This is a genomic window from Planomonospora antibiotica (assembly GCF_014647955.1).
Classification (GTDB): Bacteria; Actinomycetota; Actinomycetes; order Streptosporangiales; family Streptosporangiaceae; genus Planomonospora; species Planomonospora parontospora.
This window is the reverse complement of sequence record NZ_BMQE01000011.1, coordinates 90,727-103,992: the sequence shown is the minus strand read 5'-3', so window position 1 is coordinate 103,992 and position 13,266 is coordinate 90,727. Positions and strand designations below refer to the sequence as shown.

15 protein-coding genes are annotated in these 13,266 nt (G+C 69.0%); 10 read left to right on the top strand and 5 right to left on the bottom strand.

Annotated elements, in window-relative coordinates; translation table 11 throughout:
• The first annotated feature begins 4 nt into the window (after nucleotides 1-4).
• Both IEZ06_RS13250 and IEZ06_RS13245 read left to right on the top strand, forming a co-directional pair.
• Nucleotides 5-994, top strand: coding sequence for an ATP-binding cassette domain-containing protein (locus IEZ06_RS13250; RefSeq protein WP_189236989.1), 990 nt, complete (start codon nucleotides 5-7; stop codon nucleotides 992-994).
• Entirely contained in the window at nucleotides 991-1,869 is an 879-nt protein-coding gene (locus tag IEZ06_RS13245) for an ABC transporter permease (RefSeq protein ID WP_189236988.1), read from the top strand. Before IEZ06_RS13250 ends, IEZ06_RS13245 begins: the two co-directional genes overlap by 4 nt.
• An 18-nt stretch (nucleotides 1,870-1,887) precedes the next feature.
• On the opposite strand, the gene IEZ06_RS13240 is transcribed toward IEZ06_RS13245, so the two are convergent.
• Both IEZ06_RS13240 and IEZ06_RS13235 read right to left on the bottom strand, forming a co-directional pair.
• Nucleotides 1,888-4,998 carry an ATP-binding protein gene (locus IEZ06_RS13240; RefSeq protein WP_189236987.1) on the bottom strand — a complete coding sequence of 1,037 codons (3,111 nt, stop codon included), beginning with the start codon at nucleotides 4,996-4,998 and terminating at the stop codon, nucleotides 1,888-1,890.
• An 850-nt stretch (nucleotides 4,999-5,848) separates the two neighbouring features.
• Complete coding sequence (locus IEZ06_RS13235; RefSeq protein WP_189236986.1) at nucleotides 5,849-6,040, bottom strand: DUF6247 family protein; 192 nt, start codon at nucleotides 6,038-6,040, stop codon at nucleotides 5,849-5,851.
• A gap of 401 nt (nucleotides 6,041-6,441) precedes the next feature.
• Between IEZ06_RS13235 and IEZ06_RS13230 the strand changes: the two genes are divergently transcribed.
• Nucleotides 6,442-6,687, top strand: a complete 246-nt coding sequence (locus IEZ06_RS13230; RefSeq protein ID WP_189236985.1) for a hypothetical protein — start codon at nucleotides 6,442-6,444, stop codon at nucleotides 6,685-6,687.
• On the top strand, nucleotides 6,684-7,109 hold the full coding sequence (locus IEZ06_RS13225) for a type II toxin-antitoxin system VapC family toxin (RefSeq protein ID WP_189236984.1): 426 nt from the start codon (nucleotides 6,684-6,686) through the stop codon (nucleotides 7,107-7,109). The genes IEZ06_RS13230 and IEZ06_RS13225 overlap by 4 nt, the downstream gene beginning before the upstream one ends.
• 179 nt (nucleotides 7,110-7,288) lie before the next feature.
• On the opposite strand, the gene IEZ06_RS13220 is transcribed toward IEZ06_RS13225, so the two are convergent.
• Nucleotides 7,289-7,510: a hypothetical protein gene (locus IEZ06_RS13220; protein ID WP_203871837.1), complete on the bottom strand. Its 222-nt coding sequence runs from the start codon at nucleotides 7,508-7,510 to the stop codon at nucleotides 7,289-7,291.
• A gap of 401 nt (nucleotides 7,511-7,911) precedes the next feature.
• On the opposite strand from IEZ06_RS13220, the gene IEZ06_RS13215 reads away from it, so the two are divergent.
• Both IEZ06_RS13215 and IEZ06_RS13210 read left to right on the top strand, forming a co-directional pair.
• Nucleotides 7,912-8,259, top strand: a complete 348-nt coding sequence (locus tag IEZ06_RS13215) for a hypothetical protein (RefSeq protein WP_203871836.1) — start codon at nucleotides 7,912-7,914, stop codon at nucleotides 8,257-8,259.
• A gap of 316 nt (nucleotides 8,260-8,575) precedes the next feature.
• Nucleotides 8,576-8,887: a hypothetical protein gene (locus tag IEZ06_RS13210; protein ID WP_189236982.1), complete on the top strand. Its 312-nt coding sequence runs from the start codon at nucleotides 8,576-8,578 to the stop codon at nucleotides 8,885-8,887.
• Nucleotides 8,888-8,902: 15 nt separating this feature from the next.
• On the opposite strand, the gene IEZ06_RS13205 is transcribed toward IEZ06_RS13210, so the two are convergent.
• Complete coding sequence (locus IEZ06_RS13205) at nucleotides 8,903-10,195, bottom strand: NsdA family TPR-like regulatory protein (RefSeq protein WP_505851884.1); 1,293 nt, start codon at nucleotides 10,193-10,195, stop codon at nucleotides 8,903-8,905.
• Nucleotides 10,196-10,541: 346 nt separating this feature from the next.
• Here IEZ06_RS13205 and IEZ06_RS13200 point away from each other — a divergent pair, with 346 nt between their 5' ends.
• The gene (locus IEZ06_RS13200) at nucleotides 10,542-10,832 is read left to right on the top strand and encodes a hypothetical protein (RefSeq protein WP_189236980.1); all 291 of its coding nucleotides are present in this window, start codon (nucleotides 10,542-10,544) and stop codon (nucleotides 10,830-10,832) included.
• A gap of 262 nt (nucleotides 10,833-11,094) precedes the next feature.
• A complete protein-coding gene (locus IEZ06_RS13195; RefSeq protein WP_203871835.1) occupies nucleotides 11,095-11,829 on the top strand; it encodes a GntR family transcriptional regulator in 735 nt (244 codons plus the stop codon).
• Between the two features lie 65 nt (nucleotides 11,830-11,894).
• Here IEZ06_RS13195 and IEZ06_RS13190 read toward each other — a convergent pair whose 3' ends face one another.
• Entirely contained in the window at nucleotides 11,895-12,338 is a 444-nt protein-coding gene (locus IEZ06_RS13190; RefSeq protein ID WP_189236979.1) for a hypothetical protein, read from the bottom strand.
• 178 nt (nucleotides 12,339-12,516) lie between these two features.
• On the opposite strand from IEZ06_RS13190, the gene IEZ06_RS13185 reads away from it, so the two are divergent.
• Nucleotides 12,517-12,954: a plasmid replication, integration and excision activator gene (locus IEZ06_RS13185; RefSeq protein ID WP_189236978.1), complete on the top strand. Its 438-nt coding sequence runs from the start codon at nucleotides 12,517-12,519 to the stop codon at nucleotides 12,952-12,954.
• Nucleotides 12,954-13,226 (top strand): hypothetical protein, encoded by a 273-nt coding sequence (locus IEZ06_RS13180; protein WP_189236977.1) that lies wholly within the window; start codon nucleotides 12,954-12,956, stop codon nucleotides 13,224-13,226. Before IEZ06_RS13185 ends, IEZ06_RS13180 begins: the two co-directional genes overlap by 1 nt.
• Nucleotides 13,227-13,266: the final 40 nt, after the last annotated feature.

Genomic DNA, 13,266 nt, shown 5'->3' with positions numbered 1-13,266 from the left:
CGTCATGGCGGACCTCAGCGCCGTCCGGGCCGACGGTCTGGTCAAGGACTTCGGAGACTTCCGGGCCGTGGACGGAGTCGACCTCCACGTACGGCAGGGCGAGATCTTCGGAGTCCTGGGCCCCAACGGAGCAGGCAAGACCACCATGCTCCGGATGCTCGCCACCCTGCTCCCGGTCGACGGCGGCCACGCGGAGATCTTCGGGGTCGACGTCCGGCGGGAACCCCACCGCATCCGGCAGCTGGTGGGCGTCACCGGTCAGTACGCCTCGGTGGACGAGGACCTGACCGCCCGGGAGAACCTCTGGCTCTTCGGCCGCCTGCAGGGCCTGACCGGCTCCCGGGCCAAGGCGGTCGCCGGCGAGCTGCTCGAACGCTTCGGACTCCAGGAGGCGGCCGACCGTCCCCTGTCCCAGTTCAGCGGCGGCATGCGCCGCCGCCTGGACCTCGCGTCGAGCCTGATCACCCGCCCGCCCCTGATCTTCCTGGACGAGCCCACGACCGGTCTCGACCCGCGAACCCGGGGCCAGATGTGGGACACCATCCGCGAACTGGTCACCGACGGCTCCACGATCCTCCTCACCACCCAGTACCTGGACGAAGCCGACCAGCTGGCCGACCGCGTGGCCGTGATCGACCGGGGCCGGAAGGTCGCCGAGGACACCCCCGACGCGCTGAAGACCCAGGTCGGCGACTCGACCCTGCAGCTCGGCCTCGCGGACGGCTCCGACGCTGCCCTGGCCGTGGAGGTCGTCCGCCGGCTGCTGGGCGAGGATCCGGTCCTGACCCCGGAGTCAGGACGCATGAACGTCCCCCTCCCCGACCCGGACCGGGCCGCGGACGTCCTGATCGGCCTGCGGGAGGCGGGCCTCGGCATCTCCTCGGTGAGCGTCGCCAAGCCGACGCTGGACGAGGTCTTCCTGGCGCTGACCGGCCACGGCGCCGACGACGAACCCCGGACGGACGACGAGTCCCGGATGGAGGCGGCCCGATGACCACCACGAGCACTGTGACCCCGACGACCCCGACGACCCCGACGACCCCGACGACCCCGACGGCCCGGCGCATCGATCCGGCCGCCGTGGTCGCCCGCACCACATCCCACAGCTCGCTCCGGGAGACCTGGACCGAGACCATGGCGATGGCGTGGCGGGCCCTGAAGAAGATGCGCCGCAAGCCCGAGCAGTTCTTCGACGTCCTCATCCAGCCCCTGCTGTTCACCGCGATGTTCGCGTTCATCTTCGGCGGCGCGATCTCCGGCAGCGTGGCGGACTACCTCCCGGTGCTGATCCCCGGCATCCTCGCCCAGACGGCCCTGACCGTCTGCATGGCGACGGGCGTGCAGTTGCGCGAGGACATGGACAAGGGGGTCTTCGACCGGTTCAAGTCCCTGCCGATCGCCCGGATCGCCCCGCTGGCCGGCCCGATGATCGCCGACCTGATCCGGTACGGCATCGCGTCGGTGCTGACGCTCGTCACCGGCCTGGCCATCGGCTACCGCCCCGGCGGCGGCGTGCTCGGCTGCGTCGGCGGCGTCGCCCTCACCGTGTTCGCGGGCTGGTCGCTGGCATGGATCTTCACCTGGCTGGGCACGATGGTGCGTTCGGCGCAGAGCGTCCAGGGCATCTCGATGATGATCATGTTCCCGCTCACCTTCCTGTCCAACGCCTTCGTGCCCGCCGAGACGCTGCCCGGCTGGCTGCAGGCGTTCGTGAAGGTCAACCCGGTCTCGCACGTCGTCTCCGCGGTGCGCGACCTGTTCAACGACGGGGCCGTGACGGCCGAGGTCGGCTGGGCGGTCGTCGGCTGCGTGGTCGTCGTCGCGGTCTTCGCCCCGCTGGCGGTCCGCTCGTACTCCCGCAAGATGTGACCGCGCGATGTGACGGTGTCAGCCCATCCGCTCCAGGACGGCGCGGGTCTCGGCCAGCAGGCCGGGGCCGCGCCGCTCGCCGTACTCGGCCTCGATCCGGGGCATGACGCCGGGGGCGAGGCGCTCGGCGTGCGCGGACAGCACCGGCCACTGCATCGTCGGGGTGAAGCGGTTGTAGGCGAACCGGTCGGCGAGCACCAGCAGCCGGACCGCGTCCCCGGTGGGCATCGCCCCCTTCAGCAGGCCCCAGACGCCCAGGCCGGCGAGCACCATCCCCACCACCGGGTAGTCCCTGAACGTATGGTCCGGGCCGAGCACGATCAGGACCTTGGCGCGCAGCGACTCGAAGAGGTCCGCGCCGTCGTCGCCCTCGCCGTACTGTGCGAACGCCGAGAGCGCGAAGGCCTCGCCCACGATGGCCCAGGGGGTGAAACCGTTCGGAGCGTGCGGGACGCGCAGGTCCCGGAGCAGTTCGGCGGCCTCGCGGTGCCGTCGCAGCCCTTCGGCGGTGTCGCCGTCGACGAGGGCCAGCTGGGCTCTGGCGACGGCGACCGACAGGACCTCGCCGCAGGTGCTCCGGGAGGCGAGCGCCTCCAGGTCGTCGATCATCCGCGCGGCCTCGTCGCGGCGGCCCTCGGCGAGTGCCGCCATGGCGAGGGCGGCGCGGATCTGGACGGCGTCCTCCACCGCGCCGAGGCGTTCGAGCACCGGGAGCGCCTCGGCGGCGTGCCGGGCGGCGGGGGCGAAGTCGCCGGAGTTCGCGTACAGGCCGGCCAGCTGGGTGTGCAGGGCCGCCCGGTTCCAGGGACCGCCGTCCTCACCGGTGAGCTCGAGGGCGGCCCGGGTCGCCTCGATCGCGCCGACCGGGTCACCGGCGTTCTCCCGGCCGTGGCTCAGGAAGTGCAGCGCGATCCCGCGGACCAGAGGGTCGGGATCGCAGGTCAGCCCGTCGAGACCCGCACCGGGGTCCGCCATCATGGTGAGCATCACCGTCACCAGTGCCCGGACGGCCGGATTCGCCGAGTCGGCGCCCAGCCCTGACAGCATCCGCGCGAGCGTCTCGGCCTCCTCGAAGGAGAAGACGACGGTGTTGAACAGCGCGATGCTCAGGACCACCCGGGTCCGGTCGAGGAGCCGGGGCGGCGGTGTCCAGCCGGTCAGGGCGGCGACGACGGCCGGAGTGAGGACGATGCTGCGCGGATGGTCCCCGCGGATCGTCCAGTAGCCGCCCAGCGCGGCGAACAGCACCACCACCGCCTCCGGATCGGAATCGGCGAGGGCCTCACGCAGGATGTCGCCGAGGTTCGTCTCCTCCGCACGCAGCCGGTCCATCGCGTCGACCTGCTCCGGTGAGTACAGCCGGACGCCGTGCCGGTCGGCGTAGCCGACGGCCCACGCGCGCACGGCGCCCCGCGCCCCGTCGGCCTCGCCGGCCTCCTCCAGCCGCATCCGGCCGAACTCGCGCACCGTCTCCAGCATGCGGTACCGGACGCCGTCGGCCGTCTCCACGACGGTGAGCAGGGACTGCTCCACGAGCTCGGTGACGTCGCCGAGGGCGCCGGCGCCGAGCACCTCCTCCGCCGCGTCGAGGGCGAAGCCGTCCGGAAAGGCCGAGAGGCGGCGCAGGGCCCGGCGTTCCCGCTCGCCGAGGAGGTTCCAGGACCAGTCGATCACCGCCAGCAGCGTCTGGTGCCGCGAGGGGGCGCTCCGGTCACCGCCGCGCAGCAGCGCGAACCTGTCCTCCAGCCGGCGGGCGATCTCTGCCGGTGACATCACCCTCACCTTCGCGGCGGCCAGTTCGATGGCGAGCGGCAGGCCGTCCAGGCGCGTCACGACGGCGCGCACGTCGTCCTCGCCGAGGCGGACACCGGGCCGGGCCGCGGTCGCGCGGTCGCGGAACAGCTCGACGGCGTCACCGGTCCCCAGCTGGGGGAGCGGATAGACGCGCTCGGCGGTGATCGCCAGCGGTGCCCGGGTCGTGGTGAGGACGCGCAGCTCCCGCGTGGTCGCGGCCAGATAGGCGACCAGGTCGGCGACCGCCTCCACCAGGTGCTCGCAGTTGTCGAGCACCAGCAGGGCGGGGGCCAGGCCGAGCTGCCGGGCGATCCGGGCGCGGACGTCGGCGAGCTGCCCCGGGGTGAGCGTGCGGCGTCCGGTCACCGAGTCGCGGACGCCGAGCGCCGACCCGACCTCGCCGACCAGGTCCTCGGGCGCGGTCACGCCGACCAGCTCGACGAAGTGCACCACGGGTTGCGGTGCCTCGCGGGCGACGGCATGGGCGAGGCGGGTCTTGCCGAGCCCACCCGGGCCGAGGACCGAGACCACCCGGGATGCGCCGAGCAGCGCCCGCACCCGCCGGAGGTCGTCGTCGCGGCCGAGCAGCGGGGTCGTGTCGAACCGCACGCCGACGCGCACGGGGCTGTCGAGCGCCAGCAGCTCACGATGGACCCGCCGCAGCTCCGGCCCGACGCCGGCGCCGATCCGGTGGCGGAGGTCCGACCGGTAGCGCTCGAAGCGGTCCAGCGCGGCACCCGTCCCGCGCACCGCCGCCTCGCTGCGCAGGAGGTCGGCGAGCAGTCCCTCGTCCTCGGGATGGACGCGCACGGCCTCCTCGAGTCCGGGCAGGGCGGAACCGTGGTCGCCGCCCCGGCTTTGGGCCCGGGCGAGCACGACCCGCGCGGACGCCAGGTCGCGTTCCGCGCGGCGGCGCACCTCGGCCAGCGGGCCGCCGCCCTCGGGGGGCAGCGTTCCGGCGCCCAGCGCGAGCGCCTCCTCCGCCACTGCAGCCGCCGCGAGCGGATCCTCGGCGAGCAACGCCCGCGCCCGGCCCGCCAGACCATGGAGACGACCGGCGTCGATGAGGTCGGGCGGAACCTCCAGCCGGTAACCGCCCCCCTCCGTGACCAGCGCCTCCGGCCCCACGACCGACCTGGTCCGGGAGACCAGGACCTGCAGCGCCTTCGCCGGATTGGCCGGCTCGTCGTCCCCCCACACCTCCGCGACGAGCCGGTCCGCGTGCACGGTCCGGCAGGAGAGAGCGAGGGCGGCGAGCAGCGCCTGAGCCCTCTCTCCGACCACCGGCCGCCCCCGCCACCGCACACCGTCGAGCAGGCTCAGGTCGGTCGGCATGGCCCAAGTCTAGGCTCCGCCGAGCCGTCCGCCCGGCCCGCGAGCACGTCGGCGTCATGGCGAGGACGATCGCCGTCGAACGGCCGGCGGTCGGGCCGCGCCCACGATGGGACCGGCGTCCGGGCCGCCGGAATCGCAGGTGAGCCCGAGGGGCTTACCCGTGCGTGACCGCGCTTCCCCGCCGGTCCTGGCACGCATCCGGCACGCCGCTCGCGGCCCTTATGTCAAAAGTGATGATCCCGGTGCGGTCGAGAAGCTGAGCAGCGCACTGGGCTACACGCCGGGCGTGGATTTCGTTCTTCCGGTCCGTCCTGACGTGTTGTGACCGGCAGGGAGGGTCTCGGTCAACCACCGCAGGAGGGATCACGCGGCTGCCGACCCGCTGATCCGCGAAGCGGTCATGCGCCAGGACGGTACCTATGTGAAGTAGGAGTTGCCGATCGGGTCTGAGCGCGGAGCCGTTACGGCCATTCGAGTCGGATGAGGTAGACCTCGCGTTGTTCGTCCAGCGCGATGTACGTCGCGAGCCCCCGTTCACCGAAGGCGTGGGCGAGCATGTTCGCCTTGGGTTGGCAGGGTTGTACGGTTGTCCGCTCCACGGCGCGATCTCCAGGAGGGCGAGCAGTTCCGCGAGCGGACGCAAGGCTTCCTCGGGGAGTTCGGCGATCTGTCCCTCAGCGATCGGGTCGAGCAGGACGTGGTACACCTACAGCCAGCTTGATTTCGCGCTCCGTCAGGAGCTCACGCACGGTCTGCCCCGGCGGGATGGTTCGTCGGCGATGATCTACTCGGCCCTGGCGTGCATCCGACGGCGTCCTTCGGGATCCTTCGCCGAGTCGCACGCGGAGATTCACCAGCGGTGGACGAAGGCGTTCAGCACGCTGAGATCCAGGCTGACCCGGACCTCGTCGAGTACGGCTCTGAGCCCGGCGTCGAATGCTTCGCGGTCTTGAGGCGTGACCAGAGCGGTGCGGATGGCGCGCAGGCTCTTCTCCGGTGCCGGTGGGACGGAAGCGGGGAGGTCCTGTGGCTGCGCGGTCATGTGACGGCTCCCCTCACCGGCCATGAGCTTACAGAGGAGCGAGGGAGAGACCCCCAGCTTCACCACGCTGGCGGTGAACCTCCGAGGAGACGGCTCGCAGACTCTAGAAACGATCAAGGCCCGGGTCGGGATGTGCTTCCTGAACTGGGCCTCAGTACGTGGAGCGGGTGACGGGAATCGAACCCGCGCTGTCAGCTTGGGAATCATCCGCTGATCTTGCTTCCATGAGCTGGAAAACGAGAGTGCAGGTCAGGGCGGATCGAGTGACCATGAGTCCCCGTGGGCGTCCCTGGTTCCCCGCCTGTTCTGGTACGCATCTGGCACGAAGCCTTGATGTCAAGACACCGCTGATACGGTGGTTGGGCTGGGGTAAGCGCAGACGCTTACGTAGACTCAGGGGTATGACTGCCGGGTACGCGCACGAGGAACTCCACCATCTGGTCGATCGGCTCTCTCCGGACCAGGCGCGTCGTCTGCTGCATCTGGTGAAGACGGATCCGGAGTTGGCTGAGACCGTGGGCGAAGAGATCGATGAGCCGGTTCGGCGTCGGAGGCTGTCGATCGCGGGGATCGGTGCCTCCGGTGAAGGAGATTTGTCGGAACGGGTCGAAGATCTGCTGGCGGAGCGGTTCAATCGGTCGGTGTGATCGCCACGCTTCTGGACACCGGCCCGCTGATCGCCGTCGTCGACCGAGATGACAAGCACCACGTCTCGTGTGTGCGTCTCTTGGAGGAACTGGAGGGGCCGTTGCTGCTGCCCTCGACGGTGCTCATCGAAGCCGGGTGGACGATCAACAAGCACATGGGGGCGACCGTACACGCCCAGTTCCTTGATCTCGTGACGGAAGAGTTCGAGTTGGTCGACCTCTGCCCCGCTGACGTGCGGCGCATGGCCGAACTCGTCCGGTTCTATAAAGACGCGCGTCTTGATCCGGCGGATGTGTCCGTCGTCGCTATCGCTGAGCGGTTGGATGTCAGGCAGATCGCGACACTCGATCGCCGGGACTTCACGCTGATCCGGCCCCGGCACATTTCGGCGTTCAGGCTGCTGCCAGCCGTACTCGCTTGAGGGGTTTTGGAGCGGGTGACGGGAATCGAACCCGCGCTGTCAGCTTGGGAAGTGCATCGATCATGCCTCGTAGAGCGGCTGAGCTGGGCGTCCGGCCGGTCGTGAGTGACCGTGGTTGACCCCTCGTCACCCTGTCTAATTGCACGCTAATTGCACGACGATCAGAGCCGAACCCCAGGTCATGCGCCATCGGTCCGGTAGTCGAAGTACACGGTGAGGCTCGGCCAGTCGCCGTCCTCGGTGATCTCGTTGTGCATGATCAGGTCGTGGACCTCAACGTCGCCCAGGTCCTCAATGCTGTCGGCCACCCTGCGAAGGAGCGCGGGCACGTCTCCTTGTGCTGATCCCTTCGGGTTGGTCTGGGAGAAGTGATGCATGGTGTAGGTGATCCGCTCGGACACGTCGAGCCTTCCTATGATCGCGTTGCTGTGCGCAGCATAGGGAGAACGCGGCCTCATGCCGCACACTCCGCTCGCCTGATCATCCCGTCTGCCGTCGACCCGCCCGCAGGGGAAGCGGATCAGGGCCAGGAGGTCAAGGTGGAGCGCCCCGCCGGACGAACGACCTTGACCTCCTGGCCCTGATCCGCTCGGCTTGTCCCGGGTCGACGGCAGACGGGATGATCAGGCCCCCTCCCCAACCACCGGCAAACCGATTGACGGTGTGCGTACCGTTGGATCATCCCGGAGCCGGAGCGCCCCCGCCGGAGGCTGTCATTTATCCCGTCCGGATCGTGGGGCGGGTTTGTGAGGTGGATGTGTCTGCTCGTGATCGCCGGCTGGCTCGGGGTGCGTCGTGGCCTTTGACCCGTTCGGATCTTAGGGAAGGTCTCGGAGAGAGTTTTGAGCATGTTCGTGAGCTGGATTTCTTCGGTGAGGTGCCGAGTGACTGGCCCTTGACGGTCAGTTGGCGTCCAGGTCGTGCGGGTGGTATTCACCCCGATGTCTACGGGGTCGAGCTGTTGGTTCAGCCTGTCCGTTCCGCAGATCGTGCTGAGATCCGGGAAGCGTTGCGTGAGATCGTCCTGCCGGAGCTGCGCGATTGGATCACTCACGCGGTGACAGCTACCGAGGTGTGGAAGGCTGCTGCTCATTGGCGGGTATGGCGGTGGACGGAGAACCGGGTGTTCGAGCCGGAAGAGACGTCGTGAAGGGCTCGGCCATGGGCGTGAAGGTCGCGCTGATCTGGTGGATGTTGTAGGCGCCGTGTAGTGCTTGGAGGGTCTTTCGGGCGGTGGTGCGGCCCAGGTGCGGCGAAATGTGTCGGTGCGGCGGGGGCGGTGGTCGGCGGGCGGCCCGAGTGCGGCCCCGGCCGTGACCGGCCCCCAGGCCGCATGCGCGGCCGGGGTCCGCGACGCTGGGCCGTGCGGCGGCGCGCCGCGCCGCCGCCTTGATACTTATAAGAACAATTCGGCAAGCTGTGCCTGTGGGGCGAGTCTGCCCTATATGACGGAGGAGATGAGCTGAATGATCCTCGCAGTGCTTCAGGGATTTGGGTTGGTGGCAGCGTGTCTGAACGTCGTGCTAGGAATTTACGTGCTGACAACCAACCGGCTTCCTCCGCTGGTACCGATCCGCAAACGTGATTACTACAAGCCTCGCCGATACGGGTGGGGAGTACTGCTGATGGCGGCCTTCGTCTTTCTCCTGGTGCTGGGCCAGTGGGTGATGGATTGGTCGCCTGAGCTGGCATTGGTACTGATGATCCCCATGATCGGATCTGTCATTGCAGGGTCATGCCTGTTGCTTTCGGCGAAGTCTTCTCAGCGGGTCTCGTAAGACTATGGGGTGTCGTCAGTCGAGTAGCTCAGGGCGGCGTGTCGTAAGGGCTCTGCGGGCTGTGACGTATCGCTCGTGGAATTCCTTGGCGAGAACTTCGCGACGGTAGCGCTGCCGGATGACGCGATCCAGGTCCCCGGCGCGGTTGACCAGGTCGGTGAGGGAACGGCGGTCGATGTCGAAGGCGGTCATGCCTTGTTCCACGGCGGCATCGAGGTCTCCGCGTCGGGCGTGGACGATGCCGAGGTCGATGTGGGCGTCGGCGACGCGCATGGGGGCGTTGGAGGTGCCATCCGGGCGGGTGTGCATCTGGATGGTCTCCCGCGCGTGTTCCTCGGCCCGGTCGTTGTCCTCCAGCCAGGTGTAGGCGGTGGCGGCGTAGAAGACCCACTTGGCGTGGTCAAACACGAAGTGGTGGTCGGGGTTGTCCGGGAGTGGGAGCCTGCCCAGGATGTCGGCTCCTCGGGTGAGGGCCTTGTCGGCTTCGCGGCGGTCGCCGATGCGGGCCAGTCCGCGGGCTTCTTGCAGGGTGAGCTGCACCATGGCGCTGGATTGGCCGGCGGCGGCCTGGCCCATGCGGGCGGAGGTGACCACGTCCTCGTAGCGGCCTTCGACCAGGGCGAACCACGCGGACATCTCGTAGGCCCAGCCCATGAGTTCGCCGTGCCCGACCTGGCGGCCCATCTCGTAGGCGGCCCGGCGGGCGGTCTCGGCCTCTTCCCGTTCGCCCAGGTCGTAGTGCACGCATCCGAGTAGCGCGGTCAGCCATCCGGTGATGACCAGGAGTTCCCGGTGCTGGTCCAGGGTGACCCGGCCGGACAGGAGCCGGGTGATCTGGGCGAGGCGTTTCTGCGTCCGGTCGCGCAACGTGGCGGCGGGAACGACCGGGTAGGCCCGGCACAACAGATCGACGGCCTCGGCGAGCGCTTCCAGCGTGCCGTTCCCGACGTCGGAGGCTTGGAGCTGCTGGGCGAGCTCCATCGTGCCGTACAGGTCGGCCTCGGCCCGGAGCGCGTCCGCAGGAGGCATCACCGTGGCCTCGATCAGGCGGCTCTGGCCGCGCCGGTTCTGGCGGAACCCCAGGGCTTCGGGCTGCAGGCCGGTCAACTGGGTGAGGGCGACCCGGTAGGACGTGTGCGGCCAGGAGACCTCACCCGCCTCCCATCGGCGGATTCGCTCCTCGTCACAGTTCAGGCGTTCTTTTATACCGGCCGGAGTGGCGTTGATTCGGTCGGCCATATCGGCGCGAGTGAGCCGGTGCTCATTGCGCCATGCTCGGAGTTGGACGTTCGGGATGTTGTCGGGCATCTCGGGTCTTCCTCGCGGCTGGGGGCTCAAGAGGGGGAAAGAAGGGGGGTCTTTCGGGGGTCCTGCCATTCGGGAATTGCCGGTGGACTTGCCATCAAGCAACCACGGTACGTCAGCCCGCCTTCCGCCGCAGGGAGCGCGGTTCAAACAAGGAGATGGCGACGGTGACCCGGCCAGACGAGAACAGCGAGACACGCCCTTGCCCTGCGTGCCGGGGTCGTGGGACCAAGCTGCGCACCTCGCGCCGTGCCCTTCTCCTCGGCGAGAGCAGCGCAGATCACGAGACGTACGGAGAACAGGAATGTCTCGACTGCCTCGCAAGCGGCCGGGCCGAAGGGAACGCCAGATGAACCCAATCATGCAGGCCACCGCGGCCTTCGTCGACCACCAACGCAACCTGCACGACGCGCGTGCCCTCATGCGCCTGCGCGACGAGCTGCTGAAACTCAAGGTCCGCGCCGAACTGCGCGACAACGACAGCGCACTCATGGTCCACCGCCTCGAGCCGGGCCTTCCGGTGTGGGTCTTCGTCGGGTACGGCGGGGCCTACTACTCCTGGCAGTCCGCCGAGAAGCGCCACCCGGTGAGAGACCCGGACGGGGCCGCCCAGGTCCTGGCCGAGTACGTCGGCCGCTGAAGACGGGCACGGCGGGGCAGTGAGCCCGTCGGCATGGAGGGTGCTCGATGAGCGTCACCCCTGCCCCGTCGTGTCTTCCGCTCCCCGGCAGGCAGTAGAGCATTCGCCGCACAAGCCCATCCCCTGTGCGTGCTTCCCCCGTCTCTGCTGCCTGCCGGGGCTTCCTCGTGTCGGCTGCCCTTCTCCCGGTCCGGGGTGACAGGACGGCCGGGTGGGGATACGCTCAAACTTGGTAAAACAACCTGTCGGGTGCAGGATGGTCATGATGTCGCTTGAGTCCGTACCGCCGAAGTATGCACAGCTCGTGCAGACGCTCCAACGGCGGATCGAGGCGGGAACCTATCCTCCCGGCTCGCTCCTCCCGAGCGAGAACCAGTTCATCCAGGAGTTCGGCGTCTCCCGGCCCACCGTGGTCGCCGCCCTGCGCATGCTGCGCGAACAGGGCTGGATCGACTCCCAGCAGGGCAAGGGCCGTTTCGTGCGCGGACGCCCCGCCCTCGCCTCGGCCGAACAGCCCCGGCCCGGACAGGCGTACCTGATCGCTCCGGAGAGCGCATCGCAGGGCGAGATCATCGAGGCGGCGGCGATCACGGCCCCCAACCGCATCGCCTCCCTGCTCGGCCTCGCCGTGAAGAGCAAGGCGTTCCTGCGCCGGCGACTCGTCAGCCGGGACGGTGAGCCGACCGAGATGGTCTCGCTGTGGCTGCCGGTCGAGCTGTCCCAGGGCACCGACCTGACCAGCGCCGAACCGCTGGCCCAGGGCTTCCGCGAACACCTCCAGTCCCGCAAGGGCGTGCGCTTCGACCATGTGGTGGAGCAGATCACCGCGCGCATGCCCACGACCGACGAGGCCAAGCGACTCGGCATGCCGAAGAACACGCCGCTGCTGGCCGTCTACGGTGCGGTCCGGGACGCCTCGGGCATGGCGTTGGCCGTGGTGGAGGTCCTGCTCCCCGCCGACCGGCATGAACTGGAAGACGCCTACCCGATCAGCTGACAGTCCGGTACGGGTGTCTCCGAGGGCGGGGACTGGCGGCTCCGGCCGACGAAGGCCGTCACTGCTCAATCGCAGAACCAGGGAACCTCTGCGGAGCTGTCCGGTGATGCCTCGCATATCGAAGGGGCGACGATCGCGTAATCGATGTAGCGGAGGGCGAACGGCCCCGGGGTCATGCGGATGACCGCGATGGTCAGAACCGCCAAAGAGGCGGCGAAAACCGCCGCTACCGCCATCCTTCTCCTCACCAGAGAGATCACCAGCCCGATCACTGGTATGCCGCCGCCGACGACCAGGGCGACGATGGCGAGCCATTCCTTGCGGGTGAAGGGATCGGGTGATAAAGCGCTGAGGGTTGGGCTCCACATCAAGATGTGATCCGTTTCCCACCACCCCATGAAGATGTCCACGAAGGTCAGCGCGACCAGGAACACTGCTCCGACCAGCCAGGAGCTCCCCAGCCAGAGGAGCCATGCACCGTTGCCCCGGCGGGTGCCATCAGACTTCATGATCGAGATTATGTACCGTTACCGTCGGGGCAGATGGCGGTGAAGTCCTCTATGTCCGCCCGAGCGGGCTGTCTGGCCGAACATCTCTGCCTAGTTACTTGACCTACCAAGTTGAGCTATCGTACTCTCAGGTCAGTTGATAGGTTAAGTGCCTATCTCTCGGCAGGAGGAAACCGTCATGGCTATGCAAGGTCCCATCCCCGTCACCTTCGCCCAGGTCTTCCCGCACGGCTGCTACGTCGTCGGGGAGGTCGAGGCGGTCAAGGACTTCGACGCCTCGACCAACGGCCGGTTCGTCCAGGCCCGCGACAAGTCCACCGGAGAGTTGGTGTGGCAGGTCGCGGTCATGGACGCCGACCCGGCCGTCAAGCCCGGACAGAAGACCGTCGCCGTCAAGATCCTCGCCCCGGTCCAGCCCGTGCCCCCGGCGCCCATGCCGGGCCTGCCCTTCACCCCGGTCGAGTTCGACCACGTCACCGTCACGCCCTACGTCAACGGCACCGGACGCCTCGCCTACTCGATCAAGGTCCGCGAGATGCGCGCCCCGCGCACCGGTCCCGCTCCCGCTCCCGCCAAGCCCGCCACCGCTACCACCACCGCGAAGGACGCCGCCTGATGACCCGTCGTAGGAACCACCGCGTCAGCATCATCAACCTCAACACCGGCCGGGGCGCCCGCGCGACCAGCCACCCCTACCCGGCACGCACGCCGGTCCTGGCGCTCGACTTCGGAGCCGTCTCGGTCCTGGTCACCACCACCGCCGGCGACCGGGTGACCGCCGCCGACGTCGAGTTCGCCCGCCAGCTCGCCCGCGAGGCCCAGACGTTCGCCCGCTCGGTCGAACGCTCCTTCCACGGCATGCCCGACGGCACGGGCCTCGCGGCCTGACATGGAAACGGGGCCGCTGGAACTGGTCCTTCCGGCGGCC

Bases quoted from the DNA above. Each gene is read 5' to 3' on its own strand.
- IEZ06_RS13250 (WP_189236989.1), top strand. From the start codon at position 5: ATGGCGGACCTCAGCGCCGTCCGGGCCGACGGTCTGGTCAAGGACTTC.
- IEZ06_RS13245 (WP_189236988.1), top strand. From the start codon at position 991: ATGACCACCACGAGCACTGTGACCCCGACGACCCCGACGACCCCGACG.
- IEZ06_RS13240 (WP_189236987.1), bottom strand. From the start codon at position 4,998: ATGCCGACCGACCTGAGCCTGCTCGACGGTGTGCGGTGGCGGGGGCGG.
- IEZ06_RS13235 (WP_189236986.1), bottom strand. From the start codon at position 6,040: ATGACCGCGCAGCCACAGGACCTCCCCGCTTCCGTCCCACCGGCACCG.
- IEZ06_RS13230 (WP_189236985.1), top strand. From the start codon at position 6,442: ATGACTGCCGGGTACGCGCACGAGGAACTCCACCATCTGGTCGATCGG.
- IEZ06_RS13210 (WP_189236982.1), top strand. From the start codon at position 8,576: ATGATCCTCGCAGTGCTTCAGGGATTTGGGTTGGTGGCAGCGTGTCTG.
- IEZ06_RS13205 (WP_505851884.1), bottom strand. From the start codon at position 10,195: ATGCCCGACAACATCCCGAACGTCCAACTCCGAGCATGGCGCAATGAG.
- IEZ06_RS13200 (WP_189236980.1), top strand. From the start codon at position 10,542: ATGAACCCAATCATGCAGGCCACCGCGGCCTTCGTCGACCACCAACGC.
- IEZ06_RS13195 (WP_203871835.1), top strand. From the start codon at position 11,095: ATGATGTCGCTTGAGTCCGTACCGCCGAAGTATGCACAGCTCGTGCAG.
- IEZ06_RS13190 (WP_189236979.1), bottom strand. From the start codon at position 12,338: ATGAAGTCTGATGGCACCCGCCGGGGCAACGGTGCATGGCTCCTCTGG.
- IEZ06_RS13185 (WP_189236978.1), top strand. From the start codon at position 12,517: ATGGCTATGCAAGGTCCCATCCCCGTCACCTTCGCCCAGGTCTTCCCG.
- IEZ06_RS13180 (WP_189236977.1), top strand. From the start codon at position 12,954: ATGACCCGTCGTAGGAACCACCGCGTCAGCATCATCAACCTCAACACC.